The sequence below is a fragment of the Mesorhizobium humile genome (genome assembly GCF_033977215.1).
GTDB lineage: Bacteria > Pseudomonadota > Alphaproteobacteria > Rhizobiales > Rhizobiaceae > Mesorhizobium > Mesorhizobium humile.
Genome location: NZ_JAVIIV010000002.1, coordinates 59,414 through 83,611, shown reverse-complemented (window position 1 = coordinate 83,611; position 24,198 = coordinate 59,414). Strand labels below are relative to the sequence as shown.

Genomic DNA, 24,198 nt, shown 5'->3' with positions numbered 1-24,198 from the left:
TTCGGCGTCGTTTCGGTCCGGGCCGCAGCCATAAACCATTATCCCCTTGCCCGGCAACGCTATGTCCGGCCAATCGCACATTTTTGTGGCAGGCCGGCGCCGGGCGCGAGGTTGTGCAATTTCAGCGATTCGTGATGCAATCGTGCAACACAGCCCGCCCTACAAAGCCAGAAAACGGTTAAAAATCAGATCACCCAGGGTGCGTAGACCGGCCGGCTGACGGCGATCATCTCGGCGACGCGGCCGCGCTCGCGGCGCCTCGTCTCGACGATCTCGAAGGCCGTATGGTCGGAAAGCAGCCGGCGCAAGGCCGAGGCATTCATCCTGTGCCCGCCGCGGTAGGAACGGAAGCAGCCGATGAAGCGCGCGCCGGCCAGCGCCAGATCGCCCATCGCATCGAGCGTCTTGTGGCGCGCGAATTCATTGGGATAGCGCAGCCCGCCGACATTGATGACACGGTTGTCGTGGCCGATGACCAGTGAGTTCTCGAGCGACGAGCCGAGCGCGTAGCCGGCCGCCCAAAGCCTCTCGACATCCTTCATGAAGCCGAAGGTCCGCGCCCGCGCGATGTCGCGGCGGAAGATGTCGGGATTGATGTCGGAGGCGAATTGCTGACGGCCGATCGCCGGACTTTCGAAATCGATCTCGACCTCGAACCGCGTACCGTCATAGGGACGGAACTCCGCCCAGGACGCGCCGGCTTCCACGCGCACCGGCTTGACGACACGGATATAGCGACGCCTCACCGCCAGCGTCTCGATGCCGGCCTGCTCGAAGGTTTCGACGAAAGCCATGGCGCTGCCGTCGAGAATGGGGACTTCCGGACCGTCGATCTCGATGATGAGGTTGTCGATGCCAAGACCGAACACCGTGGCCATCAGATGCTCGACGGTGCCGATGTGCTCGCCGGCCGGATCGCCAAGCATGGTGCACAGATCGGTGGCGCCGACTTCCGCGACCAAGGCGCGGAACTCCCGCGCTTCGTCGCCATTCGAAAGATGGAAGACGATGCCGGTGTCGGCATCGGCCGGCAGGAAATGAACGGTGACGGTTTTGCCGCTATGGACGCCGATGCCAGCCAGCGTCGCACGCGATTTCACTGTCGTCTGATAGTCGTGCAAGAGTAACCCCATCGCCCAAAATGCCTGCGTCCGCTCCGTGGGCCCTGGGTATCTTGCAGCCAGTTGGATGGTCTGGCGCTCGCACAAAGGCGGCAAAATAAGCAAGAGCATGCGGCTCTGGTATGATCGGCAGGCAGGGCTACTCCCCGAATCCCGGCAAACCGACTTTAGTCCGTGGCGAAGATAATGGCCCGCTTTGGAGACTCCAAATCACGGTTTCTTACCCCATGTAACCGCGGGGCCGTGTCAGAAACAGCCAATAAGGCACTGTTTTTAATGCATTTTATAAAAGCAGCAGGCAGACGATCTCTCGTCTGCCTGTTAACAACCGTTATATATCGTTAACGATCGGCGGTCCGCCGTATCGACGATCGGCGATCCGCCATATCGGTCAGTTGGCCTGGCGGCGCAGGAAAGCCGGTATCTCCAGCTGGTCGTCTTCCTGGACCGTGCGGGCCTGCGGCGTCAGCCGGCCCTGGTCGTCGAGCTGGCCGCGGCGGGGCGCGTAGAGCTGCGGATCCTGGCTGGCGAGACGGCGCATCTCGGGCGCGGCCTGGCGCAGCTTCGGCTCGCGCGGCTGCGCCGGCTGGAGCCGGGCCGGCTCTTCCTCGCGGCGGGTAAGGCCGTTGGTCAGCCGCTTGATCAGCCCCATCGGACCGCTGTTCTCATGGTCCGCCGGACGGGTCTTGGCTTCGACTTCAGCCCTTACCACCGGCGGAAAGTCTTCCACGCGCGGCATGCGCTGCGGAGCCGCGGCCATCGGCTGCGGCATCTCGCGCTGCGGTGCGGGCTGCTGCATGACCTGCTGCGGCACCACTGGCTGTGGCTGCGGCTGGGCCGGCGGAGCCTGGAAAATCTTGCTCTGCGGCCGGAAGTCGTCGACCGGCATCGGGCGCGGCTGGGCCATGGCCGCAGCGTTTGCCTCGGCAAGCTGGATCGCCTCGGCGACCGGGTCGGCCGCGCGCGGCTCGTAGGCCTGCGGCTGAACCGGGGCGGGACGGATTTCGGCAATCGGAGCCGCGGCCGGACGGGCGGCAGGCTTCTGCGGCGCGCGGATCGAGATCGGCGCGGCCGCGATTTCGGCCGCCGACTTGTCGATGCCGGTGGCGACGACCGACACGCGGATCACGCCTTCCAGTTCCTCGTCGAAGGTGGCGCCCAGGATGATGTTGGCGTCCTGGTCGACCTCCTCGCGGATACGGGTCGCAGCCTCGTCCACCTCGAACAGGGTGAGGTCGCGGCCGCCGGTGATCGAGATCAGCAGGCCCTTGGCGCCCTTCATCGAGGTTTCGTCGAGCAGCGGGTTGGCGATAGCAGCTTCGGCGGCGGCCATCGCGCGGCCCTCGCCAGAGGCTTCGCCGGTGCCCATCATCGCCTTGCCCATCTCGCGCATCACCGAACGGACGTCGGCGAAGTCGAGATTGATCAGGCCTTCCTTGACCATCAGGTCGGTGATGCAGGCAACGCCCGAATAGAGCACCTGGTCGGCCATGGCGAAGGCATCGGCGAAGGTGGTCTTGTCATTGGCCAGCCGGAACAGGTTCTGGTTGGGGATGACGATGAGCGTATCGACGCATTTCTGCAGCTCCTCGATGCCCAGGTCGGCCGTCTTCATGCGGCGCTGGCCTTCGAAGTGGAACGGCTTGGTGACGACGCCGACCGTGAGGATGCCCTTCTCGCGCGCAGCGCGGGCAACGACCGGAGCTGCGCCCGTGCCGGTGCCGCCGCCCATGCCGGCGGTGACGAAGCACATATGGGTGTTGGAGAGGTGATCGATGATCTCGTCGATGCACTCTTCCGCCGCCGCGCGGCCGACTTCCGGCTGCGAACCGGCGCCGAGGCCTTCGGTGACATGCGCGCCGAGCTGGATCAACCGCTCGGCCTTCGACATGGTCAGCGCCTGCGCGTCGGTGTTGGCCACCACGAACTCAACGCCGCGCAGGCCGGCTGTGATCATGTTGTTCACGGCATTGCCGCCGCCGCCGCCGACACCGAACACGGTGATGCGGGGCTTAAGCTCGGTGATGTCCGGCTTCTGCAGATTGATAGTCATTGTCTCCGTCCTTTGCCTTTCCCGCCGCCTCGCCGCTGCGGCCGCCTATGGGGCTGTCCCCGTCAAATTAAAAACTGTCTCTCAACCACTGACTCATGCGATGCAGTTTTCCGCCCGTTCCGGTCATCCTGAAACCGGAAAGTCCTTTCGCCGAATGGCTCTCGAAGCTCGCCATCTGCGGATAGATCATCAGTCCGACCGGGGTCGAGAACGCCGGTCCCTTGGCCGCTTCCGGCAGGCCGGCGACGCCGAGCGGCCGGCCGATGCGCACATTGCGCCCGAGGATGCGGCGCGCCGCTTCCGGCAGGCCGGAAAGCTGACTGGCGCCGCCGGTGAGCACGACGCGCTTGCCCACGGCATTGCCGTAGCCGGACTTGTTCAGCCGGTCGCGCAGAAGCTCCAGTGTCTCGTCGATGCGGGCGCGGATGATGCGCGTCATCACCGAGCGCGGGATCTGCAGCGGCACATCGCCTTCCTCGCCGATCGGCTGGATCGAGACGAGATCGCGGTCGTCGGCGCTGCCGGGCAGCGCCGAACCATGCATCACCTTCAGCCGCTCCGCGGCATCGAGCGAGGTCGACAGGCCCTTGGCCATGTCGAGCGTCACATGGTTGCCGCCGATCGCGATGGCGTCGCCATGGACGAACTTGCCTTCCGAGAACACCGAGATAGTCGTCGTGCCGCCGCCCATGTCGATGCAGGCCGCGCCCATTTCGAGCTCGTCGTCGACCAGCGAGGCAAGCCCGCTGGCATAGGGCGTCGCGACCATGCGTTCGACCGACAGATGCGAGCGATTGATGCAAAGCTCGAGATTGCGCATCGGCGCCGCATCGCCGGTCAAGACATGCATGTCGACGCCAAGCGCATCGCCCACCATGCCGCGCGGGTCGCGCATGCCGCGCTCGCCATCGAGCGAGAAACCGACGGGCAGCGAATGGATCACCTCGCGCTCGGCCCTGAGCGCCTGCTTGGCGCCGGCGGCGAGCACGCGCTTGATGTCGATCTCCTCGACCTGATGGCCGCCGAGATTGATGGTCGCCGAGAAGGCTTCGCTCTTCAGCCGGCCGGCCGTCATGTTGACGATGAGGGAATCGACCGTCAGCCCGGCCATGCGCTCGGCCGCATCGACGGCAAGCCGGATGGCATGCTCGGCGCGATCGAGATCGACCACGACGCCGGACTTCACGCCTTGCGACTTCTGGTGGCCGATGCCGATCACCTGGATGCGGTGCGAGCGCCCGCGCAGCAGCTTGCCGTCCTCGTTCGGCTTGAGCTTCGCCACGACGCAGCAAACCTTGCTGGAGCCGACATCGAGCACCGTGAGCGTGCCCGACCGGCGCGAAGAAGCATCACCGCTGCCGCCAAGCCAGCTCATATCTTCGTCTCCGCCTTGCGCTTGGCCAGGTTCTTCGGCTTGTCGCTGAGCGCGGCTTCGCGCTGCGTCGCCGCTTCCGGCGACAGCTCCACGACCAGCCGGTCGGAGAGCCGCATGTCGACGGCGGCGATGTCGCGCGTCAGCAACCCGTTGCCATGATCGATCTTGACGAGTTCCGCGATCGCCTGGTCCTCGTCATCTTCTGGCAGCTTGACCGTGATGCCGTTTTCAAGCCGCAGATCCCAGCGCCGTTCGCCGACACGGATGTAACCTTTGACCCGCGCCGCAAGCTCGGGGTAGCGCTCGATCTTGGCGAGGAAAGCCGGCGCCATCACCGGGGCGCCCGCGCCGATGATCAGGGGAAGCAGCGCCTGCTTGCCGCCCGAGAATGGCGCGATCACCTCGCCAGACCGCTCGATGACCGAAACAGAAGTTCCCTGCTGCCAGAGCGCGAAGGGCTGGCGCTCCTCAATGCGCACTTCCAGCGTATGCGGGTAGATCTTGCGCACCGCCGCACCCTCGACCCAGGGCAGAGTGACAATACGCTCCCGCGCGGCCTCTGCATCGAAGCCGATCAGCGAGGTCCAGCCGTCGAGGCCGAGCCGGTCGAGCACGTCGATCTCGGATGTCTGGCGGTTGCCGACCACCTTGATCTGGTCGACGGCAAAGCCGGTGCGCGCCGTCACGCCCTGCACGATGCTGTCGGTGTAGCCGCCGAGAAAAGCGCCATAGGCGCTGCTGGATGCGATCAGCGCGGCGGAAAGGATCGCCGCCGAAAAGCGCGGCGCCTCATACTCGCCGCCGCACAGGCGCGCCAGCACGCGCATCGGCCGGCGAAGCTGACGCGGCAACACGAAACGGTCGAATGACAGCGACATGCCGAACGGCGCGGACCGAGCCGCGCCACCGCCATTACCCTGTCCCCACCTCAACGCAGACACGAAGCGTCCTCCACCATCCAACTCAACAAATCGCCGAACGAGTGCCCCGCTTGCGCGGCGATTTCAGGCACCAGAGACGTCGGCGTCATGCCCGGCTGAGTGTTGACCTCGAGCCAGACAACCTCGCCGTTTTCGGAGTGACGGTCGTCGTAACGGAAGTCCGATCGGGAAACGCCCCGGCAACCAATGGCAAGATGAGCCTTGAGGGCCAGTGTCTGTATTTTTTGGTAAATATTCGGTGAAATTTTAGCAGGGATTTCGTGTTTTGATCCGCCGGGAACGTATTTTGAATCGTAATCGTAGAAGGAATGCCCAGTCGGGATGATCTCGCAGACGCCGAGCGCCACATCGCCCATCACCGCGCAGGTCAATTCGCGCCCATGGATGTAGCGCTCGACCATGACGATCTCGCCATATTGCCATTCGGTCGAACCGATCACCTGCGGCGGATGCGACTGCCCCTCATGCACGATGACGACGCCGAAGCTCGAGCCCTCATTGACCGGCTTGACCACATAAGGCGGCTTCATCGGATGCTTGTTCTGGATAGCGAAGCGGTTGACCACCTTGGATTCCGCGACCGGAATGCCCGACGCCTTGGCAACCTTCTTGGCCTGCTCCTTGTTCATGGCCAACGCCGAAGCGAGCACGCCCGAATGGGTGTAGGGAATTCCGAGATATTCGAGAATTCCCTGGATGGTACCGTCCTCGCCGAACGGACCATGCAGCGCATTGAAGGCGACGTCGGGCTTGAGTTCGGCAAGCACAGACCCGACATCGCGCGAAACATCGACACGGGTGACCTGATAGCCTTCATTCTCGAGCGCATCCGCACACGCTTTCCCCGAAGACAGAGACACGGGCCGCTCCGAGGAGAATCCACCCAGAAGGACAGCCACATGCTTGTTCTTCATTCCCGTCATCCCCTCTCACGCCGGGCCTGCAACCGATATTCCCGCACCGCATTTCCAAGCATTGAGTCCGAGTCTTCCGGCAGGTTGCCCCCCAGACGGAAAACGCGGCTGAACGCGTCGAACGACTCAAATCAGGAAACGCTTTAGGGCAGAGAATCAGAGAGTTGATTCCCTGGCAAGTGCCTATGATTCCGAGAGATTCACTTTCCGCGAAAACAGCCGCAAAAAGTGTGTTGTTGAGTCTTTGTGGCAACGGTTGACGCCGCTGAGAGGCGCCGAAGTTCAAGTACTACTTGAACATCACAGGGAGCCAAGATGTGTTGAGATTCAGGTCAGGCCGAGCCGAGAGGGGTGGCTTTCGAGAACCGGCCTACGCCGGCCGTAGCCTTCGTAGAGCTGAGACAACCCATAAGGGCTTCGGCCGGCGAAGGCCGGAGCGGAGCGTACTAAAGTACGTGAGCACCGGAAGCGCAGTAAGCCGCCGTTCGCAGGCCAGCCTCACCTGAATATCGGCACATCTCAAAGGAGCTGGCCGAGGAACTCTTGCACCGCATGGCCGGGGCGGAAATTGCCCAGGCGCTTGATCTCCCAATGCAGCCGGATGCCGGAGTTCTCCAGCACCCGCGCCCGCACCGTCTCGCCGAGATATTCGAGGTCGTAGCCGGTGGCGGTGCCGGTGTTGATCATGAAGTTGCAATGCATCGGCGACATCTGCGCGCCGCCGATCATCAGCCCGCGACAGCCGGCCTTGTCGATCTCCTTCCAGGCCGAGGTGCCTTCCGGATTCTTGAAGGTCGAGCCGCCGGTTTTTTCGCGGATCGGCTGCACCGTCTCGCGATGGTTCTGCACGGCATCCATCGCCGCCTTGATCGCGGCCTTGTCCTCGGCAACGCCTTCGAAGGTGGCCGAGGTGAAGATCAGGCCGGCGGGCGCGGAGGAATGGCGATAGGCATAGCCCATATCGGCATTGCCGAGCGTATGGAGATTGCCCTTGCGGTCCAGCGCCCGCACCTCGACGACTCGCTCGCGCGTCTCGACGCCGTTGGCGCCGGCGTTCATGCGCAGCGCGCCGCCGATGGCGCCGGGAATGCCATGGTAAAAATGGAAGCCGCCGATGCCGGCTTCATAGGCCACCGCGGCGACACGCTTGTCCGGCGTTGCTGCACCTGCCTTGATCGTGGTCGGCCCGGTGGCCTCGGCCTCGCCGAAACCCTTGGCCGAAAGCCTGACGACGAAACCGGGAACGCCGCCGTCGCGCACCAGAAGATTGGAACCTACGCCGACCACCATGATCGGCACCTCTTCCGGCACCGCGCGCAGGAAGGCCGCCAGGTCTTCCTCATCGGCCGGCTGGAACAGCGCCTCCGCCAGGCCGCCGGCCCGGAACCAGGTGATCTTGTCCATCTCGGCATTGGGCATGATACGGCCACGCAGGCCGGAAAGCTTGCCGCCGAGCTTGTCGATGAGATCCTGGCCGCGCATCATGAGGGCGTTCCACCGAGTTCCTTAGGCAGCGCGTAAGCCCATTGGGTGATGTTGCCGGCGCCGAGGAAGACGACGAAATCGCCGGGCTTGGCAAGCTCGCGAATGGCCGGCGCGATCGCCGCCGCGCCATCGATATAACGCGCGTCGCGATGGCCGCCGGAGCGGATGCGCGACACCAGCGCGTCGGAGGTCGCGCCTTCGATGGGTTCCTCGCCGGCCGCATAGACCGGCGCCACCATGACGGTGTCGGCATCGTTGAAGCAGACGGAGAATTCGTCGAAGAGATCGTGCAGGCGGGTGAAGCGATGCGGCTGCGCGATGGCGATGACACGCCCCTTGGTCGCGCTGCGCGCGGCCTTCAGCACCGCCGCGATCTCGACCGGATGATGGCCGTAGTCGTCGAACACCTCGACGCCGTTCCACGAACCGGTATGGGTGAAGCGCCGCTTGACGCCGGCGAAGGACGACAGGCCCTTCTTGATCGCCTCGGCCGAAAGGCCAAGCTCATGCGCGACCGCGATCGCCGCCGTCGCGTTGGATACGTTATGCCGGCCGGGCATCGGCAGGCGCAGGCCCTCTATCGAGGTCGTGCCGCGCCCCTTGCGGTCGCGGATCACGACATCGAACTCCGAGATCGCACCCTGCATGCGATGGTTGGTGAAGCGCACGTCGGCCTGCGCGTTCTCGCCATAGGTGATGACGCGCCGGTCCTCGATGCGGCCGACCAGCGCCTGCACTTCCGGGTGGTCGGTGCACATCACGCCAAAGCCGTAGAACGGCACGTTCTCGACGAACTGGCGGAAGGCCTCGCGCACCTTGTCGAAGCTGCCATAATGGTCGAGATGCTCGGGATCGATGTTGGTGACGACGGCGATGTCGGCCGGCAGCTTCAGGAAGGTGCCGTCGCTCTCGTCGGCTTCGACCACCATCCACTCGCCATCACCCATGCGCGCATTGGTGCCGTAGGCGTTGATGATGCCGCCATTGATGACGGTCGGATCGAGCCCGCCGGCTTCGAGCAGCGTCGCCACCATCGATGTGGTCGTCGTCTTGCCATGTGTGCCGCCGATGGCGACCGCCTGGCGGAAGCGCATCAGTTCGGCCAGCATCTCGGCGCGGCGCACGATCGGCAGCAGCTTTTCGCGCGCGGCCTTCAGTTCCGGGTTGGACTTCTTGATCGCGGTCGAAACGACCACGACTTCGGCGTCGCCGAGATTCTCGGCCCTGTGGCCGACGAAGCATTCGATGCCCTTGTCGCGCAGCCGCTGCACATTGGCGCCGTCGGCCTGGTCCGACCCCTGCACCTTGTAGCCGAGATTGTGCAGCACCTCGGCGATGCCGCTCATGCCGATGCCGCCGATGCCGATGAAATGCACAAGGCCGATCGTCTGCGGCATCTTCATGCGCGCGTCCTCCTGTAGTCCGAAACCGTCTTGCCGGACGCAATAGCCTCTGTCAGATCGGCGAGCAACCGCGCCGCGTTCGGTTTGCCGGCCGAACGGGCGGCGGCGGCCATGGTCGCCAGCCGGCTCGGATCCTTGATCAGCCCGCCGACCAGCTCGGCGATCCTCTCCGCCGACAGCGTCGACTGCGGATGGAGCTCGGCCCCGCCGGCGGCGGCAAGCGCCGCGGCATTCGCCGCCTGGTCGTGGTCGAGCGCGTGCGGATAAGGCACCAGCAGCGCCGGCCGGCCGATGACGGCGATTTCCGAAACCGTCGAGGCGCCGGAGCGAGACATCACCAGATGCGCCGCTCCCATGCGCGCCGCCATGTCGGTGAAGAAGGGCGAAACCTGGACGTCGACGCCGAGTTCGGCATAGGCGGCCTTCACCCGCGCCACATCCTCGGCCCGCGCCTGCTGGGTGATCAGCAGCCGCTTGCGCAGGTCTCGCGGCAGCAGTGCGATCGCCGCCGGCACCGCATCGGAAAAGAACTGCGCGCCCTGGCTGCCGCCGAACACCAGGAAGCGGAACGGCTCGCCCTCGTTCGATACCACGTAAGGCGTTTTCGCTGCCTCGAGGACATGCGGCCTGACCGGATTGCCGGTGGTCACCGTCTTTGCGCCGTCAGCGCTGGCGCCCTCCGGCAGGAAGCCGCCGGCGATCGCGTCCACGCGGCTGGCAAGCGCCTTGTTGGCGCGGCCCATGACGGCGTTCTGCTCATGGATCAGCGTCGGCACTCTTCGCCGTGTCGCCGCGTAGAGCGGCGGCAGCGTCGGATAGCCGCCGAAACCGACGACCGCCTCCGGCTTGATTCTGGCGATGATCCTTCCCGCTTCGCGCACGCCCTGCCAGATTTTCCAGAAGGCCGAGATCACGGCCACCGGATTCTTCGATCCCAGCGTCGCCGAGGCGATCGCGTGGATGTCGGCGGCGGGAAACTGGCCGGAATAACGCTCGGCGCGACGGTCGGTGGCGAGATGCACCTTCCAGCCGCGTTCGATCAGCTCATGCGCCAGCGCCTCGGCCGGAAACAGATGTCCGCCCGTTCCGCCGGCTGCAAGCAGGATGACACCCTTCGCCATCCTGCCTCATTCCGCCGGGATTGCGCGCTGCGAAAGGACGAAGCCCATCTGCTTGCGCTTTTCCGGACGCTTGCGCGTCAATGCGAGCACCATGCCCATCGAGACGGCGATGGCGATCTGCGAGGAGCCGCCATAGGAGATGAAGGGCAGCGTCATGCCCTTGGCCGGCATCAGTTGCAGGTTCACGCACATGTTGATGGCCGATTGCAGGCCGAAGACGGTGACGAGGCCACCGACCGCATAGCGGGTGAAATCGTCGTGCTCCTTGAGCGCGATGTTCAATCCCCGCAGCACGATGAAGGCGAAGATCGACATGATGAAGAAGCACATGATCAGCCCGAACTCCTCGCCCGCGACCGAGAAGACGAAATCGGTATGGGCATCCGGAACGATGCGCTTGACGGTTCCCTCGCCCGGCCCGACGCCGAACCAACTGCCGTTGATCAACGCCTCGCGGCCCATGTCGACCTGGAAGGTATCGCCTTCGCCGGTCAGAAACTTGTCGATGCGCAGGGCAACGTGCGGGAACACCGAATAGGCCGCGAACAGACCGCTTGCCCCGATCACGCCGAGAGCCATGATCCACAGCCACGGCAGGCCGGCCATGAAGAACATGACGCCCCATGTGCCGGTCACCAGCATGGTCTGACCGAGGTCAGGCTGAGCGACCAGGAGAGAGACCACCAGCACAAGCAAAAGCAGCGCGAACAGGTTGCCGGGAATATCGGGCTGGCGCCTGTGCTCGGCAAACAGCCAGGCGCAGATGACGACGAATGCCGGCTTCAGGAATTCGGACGGCTGGATGGAGAGCCCGGCGAGCGACACCCAGCGGCGCGCGCCCTTCACCTCGACGCCGACGTAGAGCACCGCCACCATCAGCACCAGCATGATGCAGAGCATCACCAGCGACATGCGCCTTATCTGCCGCGCCTCCAGGAAGGAGACCGCAAGCATGACGATCAGCGCCGGGATGGTGAAGATGACCTGTCTGGTGGCGAAGTGGAAGCTGTCGAGGCCGATACGCTCGGCCACCGCGGGGCTCGCCGCGAAGGACAAGATGATGCCCAGCCCCATCAGCGACAGGAACGCGGCCAGGAACCATCGATCGATGGTCCACCACCAGGTTGCAACAGGACTTTTGTCGAGACGGCTTTGCATCAACGTGGCCCTCCGATGGGTTTCACACCATCAATAGCAGTCGCAGCTTGCCTGAAGGCTTCGCCGCGAACTTCGAAATTCTTGAACTGGTCGAAACTGGCGCAGGCCGGCGAAAGCAGCACCACGGCCTCACCGCCGGTGTCGCGTGCCGCGTCGTTTGCGGCATGTTCCACCGCCGCCGCCAGCGTTCCGGATATCTCGTAGGGCACCGCCTCGCCGAGCGTCGCAGAGAAGGCAGGCGCCGCCTCGCCGATCAGATAGGCCTTGGCGATGCGCGGGAAAAAGCCGCGCAGCGGCTCGATGCCGCCTTCCTTGGGCAGGCCGCCGGCGATCCAGTAGATACGGTTGGCAAAGCTCGACAGTGCGGGTGCGGCCGCATCGGCATTGGTCGCCTTGGAATCGTTGACGAACAGCACATGGTCCTTGCGGCCGACCTGCTCCATGCGATGCGCCAGCCCGGGGAAGCTCTCGAGCCCGGACTGGATCTCGCCGAGCTCGAGCCCGACTTTCAGGCAGGCGACGACGGCGGCCAGCGCGTTCTGTGCATTGTGCTGGCCGCGCAGCGAGCCGATACCTTCGAGGAAGGCGACGCGGCTGTAGCGGCCGTGCACGGCTTCCATCAGATTGGTGCCGTCGGCGAAATAGCCGTCGGTCAGCGGCAGGCGCTTGGAGATGCGGACGACCTGCCGGCCGGCCCGTTCCAGCCGGTCGGCGATCTGGGCGCCCCAGGAATCGTCGACGCCGACGATCGCGGTGTCGCTGCCGGCGACCAGCCGCTCCTTGATCGAGGCGTAATGCGCCATCGTGCCGTGCCGGTCGAGATGGTCTGGCGTCAGGTTGAGCAGGATGCCGGCGGTCGGATTGATCGAGGGCGCAAGGTCGATCTGGTAGGACGAGCACTCGACCACATAGTGCCGCGTCGGTTCGGGCGGATCGAGCGTCATGATGGCGCGGCCGATATTGCCACCCATCTGCGTGTCGCGGCCCGCCGCTTTCAGGATATGCGCCGTCAGCGCCGTCGTCGTGGACTTGCCATTGGTGCCGGTGATCGCGATGAAGGGTGCTGCCGGCGCGCGGCTGATGCGCTCGCGGCAGAACAGCTCGATATCGCCGATCACCTCGACGCCGGCGCCGCGCGCCAGCTCAACCGTCCAATGCGGCTTCGGATGCGTCAGCGGCACGCCCGGCGACAGCACGAAGGCGGCGAAGCGCTGCCAGTCGGCGGCGCGCAGGTCGCCAGTCGCAATGCCAGCGGCCGCTGCCTTGGCGACGCTGTCAGGATTGTCGTCCCACGCCAGCACCTCGGCGCCGCCCGCGATCAGCGCATGCGCGGTGGCGATCCCCGAGCCGCCAAGCCCGAAAAGCGAAACGCGTTTGCCTGAAAAGGAAAAGGCGGGGATCAAGCGCGCATCCTATCTGAGCTTGAGGGTGGATAGGCCGACCAGCGCCAGGATGACCGCAATGATCCAGAAGCGGATCACCACCTGGCTTTCGGTCCAGCCGAGCTTTTCGAAATGGTGATGGATCGGCGCCATCAGGAAGACGCGCTTGCCGGTCATCTTGAAATAGCCGACCTGGATGATGACCGACAGGATCTCGACCACGAACAGGCCGCCGACGATGACCAGCACAATCTCGTGCTTGGTGGCGACCGCGATGGTGCCGATCAGGCCGCCCATCGCCAGCGAGCCGGTGTCGCCCATGAAGATCGCGGCCGGCGGCGCGTTGAACCAGAGGAAGCCGAGACCCGCGCCGATCACCGCGCCGAGCACGACGGCAAGCTCGCCGGTGCCGGGAACGAAATGGATCTGCAGGTATTCGGCGAAGACCGCGTTACCGGAAAGGTAGGCGATGACGCCGAAGGACGCCGCCGCGATCATGATCGGCACGATCGCCAGGCCGTCGAGGCCGTCGGTCAGGTTCACCGCATTGCCGGCGCCGACGATGACGAAGCAGGAGAACGGCACGAAGAACCAGCCGAGATTGATCAGGAATTCCTTGGCGAAGGGAAAGGTCAGCGACGACGAGAACGGCGCCTGGCCGTTATGCATGATCACCCACGCGGCGATGCCCGCGATGACGAATTCGATCGCCAGACGCGCCTTGCCGGAGAAGCCAAGATGCGACTGCTTGGTGACCTTGAGATAGTCGTCGTAAAAGCCGATCGAGCCGAAGCCGACGGTGACCAGCAGAACCACCCAGACATAGATGCTGGAAAGGTTGGCCCATAAGAGCGACGAGCCGATGATGCCGGACAGGATCATCAGCCCGCCCATGGTCGGCGTTCCGGCCTTCTTGAAATGGGTCTGCGGGCCGTCGGCGCGGATCGGCTGGCCTTTGCCCTGACGAAGCCGCAGCGAATTGATGATCGTCGGCCCGAAGATGAAGACGATCAGCGCGGACGTGATCAGTGCGCCGCCGGTGCGAAAAGTGATGTAGCGGAAAACGTTGAAGAACGAGATCTTGTCCGCGAAATCGACGAGCAGTGTGAACATGGTCCTTCCGTCCCCCGGAGCCCGACCTAGGTCGGCTTAACGTTTGCGGCTTCCGCCGGAAATTTGCCGAGCAATGCCTCGACCAGCTTTGAAAACCCAATGCCTTTCGACGACTTGACCATCACCACGTCGCCGGGCCTGAGCGCGGAGATCACGATCGGCTTCAGCTCCTCGGCGCCTGCCCGATACTCCGTCTGGACCTCGGCCGGCAGAACCTTGGCCAACGCCTGCATTTCCGGCCCGCCGAGAAAGACGTTGTGCGTGCCCGTGCCGACGATCAGCTCGGCGAGTGCCGCGTGAAGCTTGGCCGAATGGCTGCCGAGCTCCAGCATGTCGCCGAGCACCGCGATGCGCCGGCCCTCGCCCGAGACCGGCGTGGCATTGAGCAGCGCCATCGCCGCCGCCATCGACGCCGGATTGGCGTTGTAGCTCTCGTCGATCAACGTGATCGGCCCGTTGGGATGATGCAGGACATGGCGCCGGCCCCGCCCGCGCTCGGCCGAAAGATCGGCGAGCGCAGCCGCGACCTTGCCGAGGTCGGCACCGACCAGTTGCGCGGCGCCGAGCACGGCCAGCACGTTCTGCACGATATGGCGGCCGGGTGCCCCGACACGGGCGGTCAGATCCTTCTTGCCAATCTTGACGGCGATGTCGGAATGGTCGGCATGAAGCTCGCAGCTGACAAGGCGGAAGGCCGAGCGGGGATTTTCGCCGAAGCCGAAGACATGCTCGACGCCTGCCTCTTTCGCCATTTTCCCGAGCAGCTTCCAGCGTGTATCGTCGCGGTTGAGCAGCGCGGCGCCGCCGGGCTCTATCCCCTCGAAAATCTCGGCCTTTGCCATGGCGATCTCGTCGAGGTTCTTGAAGAAACCGAGATGGGCAGCGGCGATGATCGTCACGATGGCGACATGCGGCCTGACCATCTTGACCAGCGGCCTGATCTCGCCCGGATGGTTCATGCCGACCTCGAAGACCGCGTAGTCGCAGTCCTGCGGCATGCGCGCCAGCGTCAGCGGCACGCCCCAGTGGTTGTTGAACGACTGCGCCGAGGCGTGCACCTTGCCGACCGCTGACAGCACATGGCGCAGCGCTTCCTTGGTGGTCGTCTTGCCGGCTGAGCCCGTGACCGCGATGATCCTGGCCTTCGAGCGCGCGCGGGCCGCCACACCCAGCTTCTCCAGGGCCGTGAGCACGTCCTGCACGACGATCATCGGCGCCGTCAGCCGGCCTAGCGAGGGCAGCTTGCCTTCGGCGACGACCAGCACGGCCGCTCCGGCCTTGACCGCGGCTGTCGCGAAATCATGGCCGTCCATCGCCTCGCCCTTGATGGCGAAGAAGGCGTTTCCCGGCTCCAGGCTGCGGCTGTCGATCGAAATGCCGGTGATGCCCTCCGGCAGCGAGCCGATCGGCCTGCCGCCCATGGCTTCGACCAGCGCTTCCGACGTCCACAGCAAGCTCATGCGGCGCGCTCCTTCAGCGCCTCGCGCACTTCCTCGTGGTCGGAGAAGTGGAAAGTTTCGGTGCCGACGGTCTGACCTTCCTCATGCCCCTTGCCGGCGACGATAAGCGTATCGCCGGCGCGAAGCATCGCCACCGCCTCGTGGATTGCCTTGCGGCGATCGCCGATCTCGATGGCGCCGGGCGCGGCGGCGAGTATCGCCGCGCGAATGGTTTCGGGCACTTCCGTGCGCGGGTTGTCGTCGGTGACGATGACGACATCGGCGAGCCGCGTCGCGATCTCGCCCATGATCGGCCTTTTACCCCGATCGCGATCGCCGCCGCAGCCGAAGACAACGACAACGCGGCCCGTGGTGAAAGGCCGGACCGAGGTCAGCACGTTCTCCAGCGCATCGGGCTTGTGCGCGTAGTCGACGTAAACGGGGGCGCCGGCGGCGGTGGTGCCGACGAGGTCGAGCCGGCCCGGCGCGCCCTGCAATTTTTCCAACGCCGCCAAGGCCTTGCTCGCGGGCGTTCCAGTCGAAATGGCAAGGCCGGCCGAGACGAGCGCGTTGGCGATCTGGAAATCGCCGGCCAAAGGCAGGTCGACCTCGTAGAGCACGCCGTCCGCCACGACCTCGGCGCGCTGGCGATGGCGCTCATGCTCGACTCGCTTCAGCGCCAGGAAATCGCCATGGCGGCCGACGGTCAGCACCTTCAAGCCCGCCGCCTTCGCGGCCTTGATCGTGGGCTCCGACCACGGGTCGTCGGCAAAGACGATCGCGGGCGCGCCCTTCGGCAGCAGCGTGTCGAACAGGCGCAGCTTGGCGCGATGATAATCCTCGACTGTCGGATGGTAATCCATGTGGTCGCGGCCGAGATTGGTGAAAGCACCGGCCGCGAGCTTCACGCCATCGAGGCGGCGCTGGTCGAGACCGTGGCTGGAGGCTTCCATCGAGGCGTGGGTGACGCCGGCATCCGCAAGCTCCTTGAGCAACCGGTGCAACGCCACCGGATCGGGCGTCGTCAGCGAGCCATATTCGTTGCGGCCGGGCGCCACGACGCCGGTCGTGCCGATCGAGGCGGCGGCAAAGCCCGCCCGCTCCCAGATCTGCCGGGTGAAAGCGGCGACGGATGTCTTACCGGCTGTGCCGGTGACGGCGACCATGGTCCCGGGCTGGCGTCCGAAGAAGCGCGCCGCGCTGAGCGCCAGCGCCTGGCGCGGATCATCGACCGCGAGAACCGGGATCGAAAGGCCGGAGACGGCGGCACCCTTGCCGGTGACGATCGCCGCGGCGCCGCGGGCCGCGGCATCGGCCGCATAGGTCGAGCCGTCGGCCTTGCTGCCGGCAAGCGCGAAGAAGACAACGCCGGTCTTGACCGAGCGGGAATCGGAGGAAAGTCCGGTCACCTCCAGATCGGGGGAAGCTGTTCCCTCGACAGGCAGGACGCCGGCTAGATCTTTTAGATGCATTGAGTCCCGTTCACCGCAACAAAATAGCGCGCAGTTGCCGGCGCGCCCCAAGAATCACTGATAGGAAACCAGCGTTGCACCATTTTCATGGCTGAAATCTGGCTTCACGCCAAGCATGGCCGCTGCGCGTCTGATGATGTTGCCGGCCATGACCCCCGCATTGTTGGCGGCGACATCCGTCATGCCGGGCTTTTCCGGATGCGGCGCGTCGGCGATCGTGAACACCAGAAATTGCGGATCGTCCATCGGGAAGGCGGCGACGAAGGTGTTGAAATTCAACTCCTTGGAGTAGCGGCCGTTGATGACCTTCTCGGCCGTTCCGGTCTTGCCGCCGACGCGGTAGCCGGGAGCCCTGGCATTCCTGGCCGAGCCCTTCTCGGCATTGAGCGTATAGAGATAACGCATGCCTTCGACCGTCTTGTCGCTGACCACTTTCTTGGCCACCGCCATGGCTTCCTGCTCACTGCGGACCAGGAATGTCGGTTGGATCAGATAGCCCTGCATCAGCGCCGCGCAGCCGACGGCGGCTTGCAGCGGCGTCGTCGACACGCCATGGCCGAAGGCGATGGTGAACGAATTGACCTGTTTCCAGACCTTGGGTTCGGTCGGGCGCGCGATTTCCGGCAGCTCGGTCTGCATCCTGTCCAGGATGCCAAGGCGATGCAGGAATTCGCGATGCCCCTCTATGCCGACCAGCTCGGCCTCCCTGGCCGACCCGATGTTGGACGAATAGAGAAACACTTCCGGCAGCGACAGCACGCGGTTCTTGCCATGGAAATCGTGGATCGCCTGATGGCCGACCCGGATCGGATGCGACGCGTCGAAGCGGCTGTTCATCGTCGCCTTGCCGGAATCGAGCGCCATGGCCGAGGTGAAGCTCTTGAAGGTCGAGCCCATCTCGTAGAGACCGGCGGACATACGGTTCAGCCGGTCCTTTTCCTGCGCGTTGTACGGATTGTTGGGATCGAAGTCCGGCACCGAGGCCATCGCCATCACTTCGCCCGTCTTGATGTTCAGCACGACGGCGCCGGCGCCCAGCGCGCGATAGCGCTCCAGGCCGGCGGCGATCTCGTCGCGCACCACATGCTGGACGCGCAGATCGATCGACAGCTTGACCGGCTTGAGATCCCTGGCCACCGCGAGCCCCGACGCCTGCAGGTCGCTCAGCCCCTGCTCGTCGATATATTTCTCCATGCCGGAGATGCCCTGGTTGTCGATGTTGGTGAGGCCGACGATGTAGGACGACGTCTCGCCGCTCGGATAGAAGCGGCGCTTTTCGGTGCGAAAGCCGAGGCCGGGGACGCCCAGCGCCATGATGTCGGCCTGCTGCTTCGGCGTCAGCTGGCGCTGCAGCCAGACGAAACCGGCGCCGCTCTTGAGCTTGCGATAGGTCTGCTCGTAATCGATCTCCGGCAACACGGTCGACAATCTCTCGATCGCTTCGTCGGCGTCGACGATGCGGCGCGGCTCGGCAAACAGCGACGCCGTCTTGATGTCGGTCGCCAGCACCTCGCCGTTGCGGTCGACGATATCCGGACGCGACGCCGTGACCCGGCTTTCCGGGCCGCCCGAGAGATCCGGGTTCTGCATGCCGAGATACACGAGCCTGCCGGCAATCGTCGAATAGATAGTGAAGAACACCGCCATCGTCATGACGATGCGGGTCTTTGCCTTGCCGCCTGTCGCCTTGCGGGCGGCATCGACGACAATCGAGCCGTCCTCGGCCTGCTTCTTGCGGCGCTTCAGCAGGTCACCGATCCTTGGAAACCTGCCGATCATTGAACGGTGCTCCCGGTGACCACTGGATCCTTGCCGTCCGAAGGCTCCTTCCCCGAATTGTCGGCCATGCCGCCAAGCCGCTGCGAGGACAGGTCCTCGATGGTCAGGGGTTTCACGGGAATGTCGTCAAGGCTGCCGATCTGGTGCGCGTTGACCGGCTCGAGTCCGAGCTGGCTCTTATAGACATCGGTAAGCTTCTGCAGCCGCGACGGCTGCGTGAGCAGGCTCCAGTCTGCCTTGAGGAGATCGATCGTCTCTTCCTCGTAGTGGATCTGCGCCTGGATCTTCTGCACCGCAGCCAGTTGCTCTTCGGCCTCCCGCTTCGTCTTGTAGGTCAGGGCCGCGGCCGAGACCATGACGGCGATCAGGACTATGTCGCTGGTACGAAACACGTGCTCACCTCTCCCCCGGCCGTTCGACGGCGGGAAGCTTTGGAAGGCCGAAAATCGAAAAATCACCGGCCCGCGCCGGGGCCTCGGTGCGGATCGCGGCGCGCAGCCTGGCCGAGCGCGCCCGCGGATTGGCTGCCGTCTCGGCGTCTCCCGGCGTCACACCGCCGCCGGCCTTGCGGAAGGTCGCGATGCGCTGGGGCGCGTCGGGCATGTGGCGCGAGCCGCTGGCGGCTTCGGAACGGTCGGCGATGAAGCGCTTGACGATGCGGTCTTCCAGCGAATGGAACGTCACCACGGCAAGCCGTCCGCCGGGTTTCAGCACGCGCTCGGCGGCCAGCAGCGCCCTTGCCAGCTCGCCAAGCTCGTCATTGACGAAGATGCGCAGCGCCTGGAAGACGCGCGTGGCCGGATGGATCTTGTCCTTCGGCCCTCGCCCGATATGCGTTTCGATGGCGTCGGCGAGATCGAGCGTGCGCTCGAAAGGCTTCTTCTCGCGCCGGCTCTCGATCATGCGCGCGATGCGGCCGGCATGACGCTCCTCGCCGAGAAAGCCGAAGATGCGGGCAAGGTCGCCCGCCTTGAAGGTGTTGACGACGTCGACGGCGGAGAGACCCGCCTGCGCCATGCGCATGTCGAGCGGCCCGTCGGCGCGAAAGGAAAAGCCGCGCTCGGCCTGGTCGAGCTGCATGGAGGAAACGCCGATGTCGAGCACGACGCCATCGGCGCTCTCGACATGCTCGTCCAGCGTCGAGAATGGCGCCTGGACAAGCCTCAGCCGCCCGCCGGCCTGTTGCTCGAGCGCCCTGCCCGCCGCGATTGCGTCCGGGTCGCGGTCGATGGCAACGACAGAGGCGCCGCGATCGAGGATGGCGCTGGTGTAGCCGCCGGCGCCGAATGTCGCGTCGACGATCGTCTCGCCGGCCTTCGGCGCAAGCGCGTCGAGCACCTCGGCAAGGAGGACCGGAATGTGACGGGCCGGTCCGCCAACGGCGTGAGGATCATCGCCGTGGCCCGCCATCATTCCGATCGCTCCCCGGGCTTCGTCCCCTGCCGAAGCTGCAAAAGCCTGGCCCGCGCCTGCGCCCCATAGGCGGCAAGCCGTCCCGGCTCCCAGATCTGAAAAAAATTGCCGCGGCCGACAAAGGCCACTTCGTTCGAGATCCCCGTATGCTCGCGGATGAAATCGGTCATGGTGATGCGGCCGTCCTGGTCGAGCTTCAGAAATGTCCCGTCGCCATGGCAGAAGAACGACATGTCGTCCGCCGTCTGCAGGAACGGGTCTTCCAGCGCGATCCGCTGCTCGTAGCGGTCGAGCAGGTCGAGCCCGCCCACATCCATGGCCGGCAGATCCAGGCAGCGCAGCGCGTAAAGTTCCGAATAGCCGCGTTTCTGGACCACTGAGCGGAAATGCGCCGGAACGGAAACCCGCCCCTTCGCATCGATCCTGCTCACCGTGTTTGACAGAAACCGGTCCAATAAACGCTACAGCCGCTGTTGCCGCTGCACCCCTCATGTTGTTCTCCGCGCCCCCGCCGCATTCGCGGCAAATCGCTTCATTCACCGGGGCGAAAACCGGCAAACGCGCAGCCGCCGCGGCTGCCCGATTGGCGTACGCTTCACCCTGACGCGGAACGAAAGCTTGATTTAAATGGGATATCATGGGGCACTATGGGCGTCAACGGGAGCAGGCATCACAAACACACGCGTCACAACCAGAAAGCGCAGGCTGAATGCACGTCTCGTCTTTATCGTCTATTAAGCCTAACGAACCGTTTAGAGCCCTCTGGCCCAAAAAGACGCGGCTTGCTGCGCACAGCCGGCGCGCATAGCGTCGGTTGAAGTTTTCTGCCTGACCAAGGATCGAGTTCATGTCCGACACTGCGAAGTCACGCGCCGCGACGCTTACCCATCTGCGCAGCGCCGATTTCGCCAAGGGCGATCCCATCCCGTTGCCGCTGACCATGGCCTCGATCTTCCACGCGCCGGGCGACGCGACGGGCTTCGATCAATATGGCCGCTTCAGCAACCCGACCTGGCATGCCGTCGAGCATGCGCTCGGCCATCTGGAAGATGCGCAATGCGTTATCTTTCCGTCGGGAATGGCCGCGATTTCCGCGGCTTTCTTCGCCCTCCTCAAATCGGGCGACCGCATCCTCTTGCCGTCGGACGGCTATCACACGACGCGCGCGCTCGCCGAACGTTTCCTGAAGCCGCTCGGCGTCGCCTATGACGTGCGGCCGACGGCAAGCATGCTCGATGGCGGTTTCGCCGGCTACCGGGCGGTCTTCGTCGAGAGTCCGTCGAATCCGCGGCTGGACATCTGCGACATAATCGCGGTCGCCAAGGCCGTCCATGCGCAAGCGGGTATCCTGATCGTCGACAACACGACGATGACGCCCTTCGGCCAGCGCCCGCTCGACCTTGGCGCGGACATCGTGGTCTCGGCCGACACCAAGGCGATCAATGGCCATTCCGACGTTCTCTTCGGCCATGTCGCCAGCCGCGATCCCGATGTTGTCGCCAGGGTTAGGGATTGGCGCGAGACGGCCGGCGGCATTCCCGGACCGTTCGAGGCCTGGCTCGTGCATCGCGGCCTCGAAACGCTGGAAGTGCGCTTCGACCGCATGTGCTCGTCGGCCGAAACGATCGCGCGGCGGCTGAAGGATCACCGCGCCGTTAGCGGCCTGCGCTTTCCAGGCCTCGAGGGCGATGCGTCGCACAATCTGGCGCGTGCCCAGATGGAGCGCTTCGGCTTCCTGATTTCGTTCGAACTGGCCTCCGAAGAAAAGGCCGAGGATTTCATCAACAATTGCGCGCTCATTGAAGCGGCAACATCCTTCGGCGGCGTTCATACGTCGGCCGAGCGGCGCTCCAAACGCGGCGATGCCGTGCCGCCGGGCTTCGTTCGCCTGGCCATCGGCTGCGAACCGGTTGAGGACCTCTGGCAGGCAATCGAGGCATCGCTGGCTAAGATAGCCAGCTGAGCGGACTTGTCACGGGTTCATATCATCCGCATCGATCTTGCGCCGACCATGTAATACGCGGACGATTTCGATGGCATCGCGACCTACCCGGTACAAGGTAAGGTATTCGCCAACGACCAGATGGCGAATACCGGGCGCTATATCGTCGCGCGGAGCACCTGAAAAGGGATGCAGGGTGAGCAAGTCCCACCTCCTCTCCATGGAGTCTACGAACCGGACCGCGGCATTGGGACTATGGCTGGCGATGTAGTCGCCGATATCTTCGAGATCGACTGCCGCTTGAGGAAGCAGCTGATATCTCACTCTTCGAAGCCTTTAGCTTCGGCCATCTTGAGATATTTGGTACGCGCCCGTTCGATGATCGACGGACCGTCCAGCGCAGGCCCGCTGTCGATCCCCTCCTGAACCAGCACCCGCAACTCCTCGACGGTATAGCCGAGCAGGTCGCGGCGATCTTTCCATTGCCTGAGCGCATCGCGGATCACTTCGCTGGCGGAAGCATATTCACCGGCAGCCACGACATCGTCGACTGCGGCTGCCAACTCCGGCGAAAGCGTGATGCTGCGTTTATCAACCTGACCCATGATGCGCTCCTGCTCTCTCCAAAGGTACGATTTAATCGTACCGGCTTCAAGAAACAGGTCATCGTGTTCAGTGCGATTACGCCCAGACGTTGAATCAAAAGGCACGCCTTTCGGCGTAACCTCCTGATCCCGTTCAGCTACCGCTACGAGAGAAATGCCAGCTGGCCTGTAAGCCGGGTTCTGTATGGCCCTCGCCTCGCGGCGAGAACGTGGCGGCCATTCATCTTGGGCGCATGTTGCCACGCGCCTCACGCAACCTACCCGGACGGTGGGCCGGAAACAGCCCTCGAAGGTTTCCCTTCGCACCGCCCCTATTCGGTTTTGCTCCCGGTGGGGTTTGCCCTGCCGCTCCTGTTGCCAGTCGCGCGGTGGGCTCTTACCCCACCCTTTCACCCTTGCCCCGGCAATGCCGTGGCGGTTTGCTTTCTGTGGCACTTTCCCTGGGGTCGCCCCCGCCGGCCGTTAGCCGGCACCGTGTCTCCATGGAGCCCGGACTTTCCTCACCCGCAACCTTTCGGTTCTCGCGGGTGCGGCCGCCCGGCCAGCTGGCAAGCGCGTATAAAGGGATTCCCGCCTGAAAACGCAAACGAAAAAGCGCCCGGATGCACAGCGGTTTGGGACAACGACGTGCATGAAACAGACACGCGTCGCCCAAATCCGCTTCGGCGGACAGGCTTAGACCGGCGAACCCAGCGCCGCCATCTGCACCTTCACCTTGCTGCAATAGGCGGCCGAGACCGGATTCATCCGCGTGGCGCCGTGACCGGCATTGTATTTCAGGATCGTGCCGCAGGTGGTGCCACCGCCGAGACCCTGCGCCATCGCAAGATACTTCATGCCGAATTTGATGTTGGTGTCGGGATCGAACAACCCCTTGGCCGAACCTGTATAACCCATCATGCGCGCCGTGGCCGGCTTGATCTGCATGAGGCCGATCTCGCCCGCGCCGCCGACCATGTTCGGCCTGTAGTTGCTTTCGATCTTGATGACGGCTTTGGCCAGCGACACCGGCACGCCGTAGCTTGCGGCATAGCGGGCGATGATCGCCGAATATTGGCCGCCGCCGGCCGCGGCGGGCGCCGCCAGGGCGATCTTGCCGGTGTCGATAGAAGCAGTCGTGGTGAGATCGATCGCCTTTCTGCCGCGTTTGGCGCGCTTGACCGTCGATTTCGCCGCCCTGGTCGCGGCGGCTTTCTGCACCTTTGCCGGGGCTCTCTTGATCTTTGGCGTTTTGCTGCCAGCCTTGGTCGTAGTGGGGGCGGCAGCAAAGCCATTGTCTGCCCGAAGGCTTAAAGGGGCGCCGTTTGCCGGATTGAAGGCAAAACTTATCACTCCGGCAGCAACAGCTGCCGCTACAACGGTCAATTTTTGCATGTAGTCCTGTTCTGTTAGAACCGCGCGAAGAAATTCGTGCAGCTGTGCCAATTCAACATCGGATCATCCGGGGGGATAGATGCCCGACGACTTGCGGGAGAGGCATTT

General features: G+C 64.5%; 21 protein-coding genes and 1 other RNA gene. 1 reads left to right on the top strand and 21 read right to left on the bottom strand.

The features are described from left to right. Positions 1 to 185: 185 nt before the first annotated feature. From lpxC to mraZ, 17 genes are all read right to left on the bottom strand, one after another. Positions 186 to 1,133: a UDP-3-O-acyl-N-acetylglucosamine deacetylase gene (gene lpxC, locus RFM52_RS03295; protein WP_320295119.1), complete on the bottom strand. Its 948-nt coding sequence runs from the start codon at positions 1,131 to 1,133 to the stop codon at positions 186 to 188. A gap of 379 nt (positions 1,134 to 1,512) precedes the next feature. Further along, on the bottom strand, positions 1,513 to 3,174 hold the full coding sequence (gene ftsZ / locus RFM52_RS03290; RefSeq protein ID WP_320295118.1) for a cell division protein FtsZ: 1,662 nt from the start codon (positions 3,172 to 3,174) through the stop codon (positions 1,513 to 1,515). Positions 3,175 to 3,241: 67 nt separating this feature from the next. Then, complete coding sequence (gene ftsA / locus RFM52_RS03285; protein ID WP_320295117.1) at positions 3,242 to 4,549, bottom strand: cell division protein FtsA; 1,308 nt, start codon at positions 4,547 to 4,549, stop codon at positions 3,242 to 3,244. Further along, positions 4,546 to 5,490 carry a cell division protein FtsQ/DivIB gene (locus RFM52_RS03280; RefSeq protein ID WP_320295116.1) on the bottom strand — a complete coding sequence of 315 codons (945 nt, stop codon included), beginning with the start codon at positions 5,488 to 5,490 and terminating at the stop codon, positions 4,546 to 4,548. The genes ftsA and RFM52_RS03280 overlap by 4 nt, the downstream gene beginning before the upstream one ends. Then, on the bottom strand, positions 5,478 to 6,404 hold the full coding sequence (locus RFM52_RS03275; protein ID WP_320295115.1) for a D-alanine--D-alanine ligase: 927 nt from the start codon (positions 6,402 to 6,404) through the stop codon (positions 5,478 to 5,480). Before RFM52_RS03275 ends, RFM52_RS03280 begins: the two co-directional genes overlap by 13 nt. Before the next feature lie 519 nt (positions 6,405 to 6,923). Beyond that, the gene (gene murB, locus RFM52_RS03270) at positions 6,924 to 7,889 is read right to left on the bottom strand and encodes a UDP-N-acetylmuramate dehydrogenase (RefSeq protein WP_320295114.1); all 966 of its coding nucleotides are present in this window, start codon (positions 7,887 to 7,889) and stop codon (positions 6,924 to 6,926) included. Then, the gene (gene murC / locus RFM52_RS03265) at positions 7,886 to 9,292 is read right to left on the bottom strand and encodes a UDP-N-acetylmuramate--L-alanine ligase (RefSeq protein ID WP_320295113.1); all 1,407 of its coding nucleotides are present in this window, start codon (positions 9,290 to 9,292) and stop codon (positions 7,886 to 7,888) included. The genes murB and murC overlap by 4 nt, the downstream gene beginning before the upstream one ends. Further along, positions 9,289 to 10,413, bottom strand: a complete 1,125-nt coding sequence (murG, locus tag RFM52_RS03260) for an undecaprenyldiphospho-muramoylpentapeptide beta-N-acetylglucosaminyltransferase (RefSeq protein ID WP_320295112.1) — start codon at positions 10,411 to 10,413, stop codon at positions 9,289 to 9,291. The genes murC and murG overlap by 4 nt, the downstream gene beginning before the upstream one ends. Before the next feature lie 6 nt (positions 10,414 to 10,419). Then, positions 10,420 to 11,571 (bottom strand): putative lipid II flippase FtsW, encoded by a 1,152-nt coding sequence (gene ftsW / locus RFM52_RS03255; protein WP_320295111.1) that lies wholly within the window; start codon positions 11,569 to 11,571, stop codon positions 10,420 to 10,422. Then, positions 11,571 to 12,974 (bottom strand): UDP-N-acetylmuramoyl-L-alanine--D-glutamate ligase, encoded by a 1,404-nt coding sequence (murD, locus tag RFM52_RS03250; RefSeq protein WP_320295110.1) that lies wholly within the window; start codon positions 12,972 to 12,974, stop codon positions 11,571 to 11,573. The genes ftsW and murD overlap by 1 nt, the downstream gene beginning before the upstream one ends. Positions 12,975 to 12,983: 9 nt before the next feature. After that, positions 12,984 to 14,066, bottom strand: a complete 1,083-nt coding sequence (gene mraY / locus RFM52_RS03245) for a phospho-N-acetylmuramoyl-pentapeptide-transferase (RefSeq protein ID WP_320295109.1) — start codon at positions 14,064 to 14,066, stop codon at positions 12,984 to 12,986. Between the two features lie 26 nt (positions 14,067 to 14,092). Continuing rightward, the gene (locus tag RFM52_RS03240; protein ID WP_320295108.1) at positions 14,093 to 15,526 is read right to left on the bottom strand and encodes a UDP-N-acetylmuramoylalanyl-D-glutamyl-2,6-diaminopimelate--D-alanyl-D-alanine ligase; all 1,434 of its coding nucleotides are present in this window, start codon (positions 15,524 to 15,526) and stop codon (positions 14,093 to 14,095) included. Beyond that, a complete protein-coding gene (locus tag RFM52_RS03235; protein ID WP_320295107.1) occupies positions 15,523 to 16,977 on the bottom strand; it encodes a UDP-N-acetylmuramoyl-L-alanyl-D-glutamate--2,6-diaminopimelate ligase in 1,455 nt (484 codons plus the stop codon). Before RFM52_RS03235 ends, RFM52_RS03240 begins: the two co-directional genes overlap by 4 nt. A 54-nt stretch (positions 16,978 to 17,031) precedes the next feature. Continuing rightward, positions 17,032 to 18,756 carry a peptidoglycan D,D-transpeptidase FtsI family protein gene (locus RFM52_RS03230; RefSeq protein ID WP_320295106.1) on the bottom strand — a complete coding sequence of 575 codons (1,725 nt, stop codon included), beginning with the start codon at positions 18,754 to 18,756 and terminating at the stop codon, positions 17,032 to 17,034. Further along, positions 18,753 to 19,148 (bottom strand): cell division protein FtsL, encoded by a 396-nt coding sequence (gene ftsL / locus RFM52_RS03225; protein WP_320295105.1) that lies wholly within the window; start codon positions 19,146 to 19,148, stop codon positions 18,753 to 18,755. Before ftsL ends, RFM52_RS03230 begins: the two co-directional genes overlap by 4 nt. A gap of 4 nt (positions 19,149 to 19,152) precedes the next feature. Beyond that, positions 19,153 to 20,169 carry a 16S rRNA (cytosine(1402)-N(4))-methyltransferase RsmH gene (gene rsmH / locus RFM52_RS03220; protein WP_320295104.1) on the bottom strand — a complete coding sequence of 339 codons (1,017 nt, stop codon included), beginning with the start codon at positions 20,167 to 20,169 and terminating at the stop codon, positions 19,153 to 19,155. Next, a complete protein-coding gene (mraZ, locus tag RFM52_RS03215) occupies positions 20,166 to 20,624 on the bottom strand; it encodes a division/cell wall cluster transcriptional repressor MraZ (protein WP_320295103.1) in 459 nt (152 codons plus the stop codon). The genes rsmH and mraZ overlap by 4 nt, the downstream gene beginning before the upstream one ends. 392 nt (positions 20,625 to 21,016) lie before the next feature. Between mraZ and RFM52_RS03210 the strand changes: the two genes are divergently transcribed. Continuing rightward, the gene (locus RFM52_RS03210) at positions 21,017 to 22,132 is read left to right on the top strand and encodes a cystathionine gamma-lyase (RefSeq protein ID WP_320295102.1); all 1,116 of its coding nucleotides are present in this window, start codon (positions 21,017 to 21,019) and stop codon (positions 22,130 to 22,132) included. A 9-nt stretch (positions 22,133 to 22,141) separates the two neighbouring features. Here RFM52_RS03210 and RFM52_RS03205 read toward each other — a convergent pair whose 3' ends face one another. The 4 genes from RFM52_RS03205 to RFM52_RS03190 form a co-directional block, all read right to left on the bottom strand. Then, entirely contained in the window at positions 22,142 to 22,435 is a 294-nt protein-coding gene (locus tag RFM52_RS03205; RefSeq protein ID WP_320295101.1) for a type II toxin-antitoxin system RelE/ParE family toxin, read from the bottom strand. Beyond that, a complete protein-coding gene (locus RFM52_RS03200; protein ID WP_320295100.1) occupies positions 22,432 to 22,716 on the bottom strand; it encodes a type II toxin-antitoxin system ParD family antitoxin in 285 nt (94 codons plus the stop codon). The genes RFM52_RS03205 and RFM52_RS03200 overlap by 4 nt, the downstream gene beginning before the upstream one ends. Positions 22,717 to 22,869: 153 nt before the next feature. Next, positions 22,870 to 23,265: RNase P RNA component class A (gene rnpB, locus RFM52_RS03195), an RNA gene on the bottom strand. Positions 23,266 to 23,391: 126 nt separating this feature from the next. Then, positions 23,392 to 24,090: a lytic transglycosylase domain-containing protein gene (locus tag RFM52_RS03190; RefSeq protein WP_320295099.1), complete on the bottom strand. Its 699-nt coding sequence runs from the start codon at positions 24,088 to 24,090 to the stop codon at positions 23,392 to 23,394. Positions 24,091 to 24,198 lie beyond the last annotated feature (108 nt).

What these genes read in the sequence shown, in the direction of transcription:
- lpxC (WP_320295119.1), bottom strand. Translation starts at nt 1,133, where the DNA reads ATGGGGTTACTCTTGCACGACTATCAGACGACAGTGAAATCGCGTGCG.
- ftsZ (WP_320295118.1), bottom strand. Translation starts at nt 3,174, where the DNA reads ATGACTATCAATCTGCAGAAGCCGGACATCACCGAGCTTAAGCCCCGC.
- ftsA (WP_320295117.1), bottom strand. Translation starts at nt 4,549, where the DNA reads ATGAGCTGGCTTGGCGGCAGCGGTGATGCTTCTTCGCGCCGGTCGGGC.
- RFM52_RS03275 (WP_320295115.1), bottom strand. Translation starts at nt 6,404, where the DNA reads ATGAAGAACAAGCATGTGGCTGTCCTTCTGGGTGGATTCTCCTCGGAG.
- murB (WP_320295114.1), bottom strand. Translation starts at nt 7,889, where the DNA reads ATGATGCGCGGCCAGGATCTCATCGACAAGCTCGGCGGCAAGCTTTCC.
- murC (WP_320295113.1), bottom strand. Translation starts at nt 9,292, where the DNA reads ATGAAGATGCCGCAGACGATCGGCCTTGTGCATTTCATCGGCATCGGC.
- murG (WP_320295112.1), bottom strand. Translation starts at nt 10,413, where the DNA reads ATGGCGAAGGGTGTCATCCTGCTTGCAGCCGGCGGAACGGGCGGACAT.
- ftsW (WP_320295111.1), bottom strand. Translation starts at nt 11,571, where the DNA reads ATGCAAAGCCGTCTCGACAAAAGTCCTGTTGCAACCTGGTGGTGGACC.
- mraY (WP_320295109.1), bottom strand. Translation starts at nt 14,066, where the DNA reads ATGTTCACACTGCTCGTCGATTTCGCGGACAAGATCTCGTTCTTCAAC.
- RFM52_RS03240 (WP_320295108.1), bottom strand. Translation starts at nt 15,526, where the DNA reads ATGAGCTTGCTGTGGACGTCGGAAGCGCTGGTCGAAGCCATGGGCGGC.
- RFM52_RS03235 (WP_320295107.1), bottom strand. Translation starts at nt 16,977, where the DNA reads ATGCATCTAAAAGATCTAGCCGGCGTCCTGCCTGTCGAGGGAACAGCT.
- RFM52_RS03230 (WP_320295106.1), bottom strand. Translation starts at nt 18,756, where the DNA reads ATGATCGGCAGGTTTCCAAGGATCGGTGACCTGCTGAAGCGCCGCAAG.
- rsmH (WP_320295104.1), bottom strand. Translation starts at nt 20,169, where the DNA reads ATGATGGCGGGCCACGGCGATGATCCTCACGCCGTTGGCGGACCGGCC.
- RFM52_RS03210 (WP_320295102.1), top strand. Translation starts at nt 21,017, where the DNA reads ATGTCCGACACTGCGAAGTCACGCGCCGCGACGCTTACCCATCTGCGC.
- RFM52_RS03200 (WP_320295100.1), bottom strand. Translation starts at nt 22,716, where the DNA reads ATGGGTCAGGTTGATAAACGCAGCATCACGCTTTCGCCGGAGTTGGCA.
- RFM52_RS03190 (WP_320295099.1), bottom strand. Translation starts at nt 24,090, where the DNA reads ATGCAAAAATTGACCGTTGTAGCGGCAGCTGTTGCTGCCGGAGTGATA.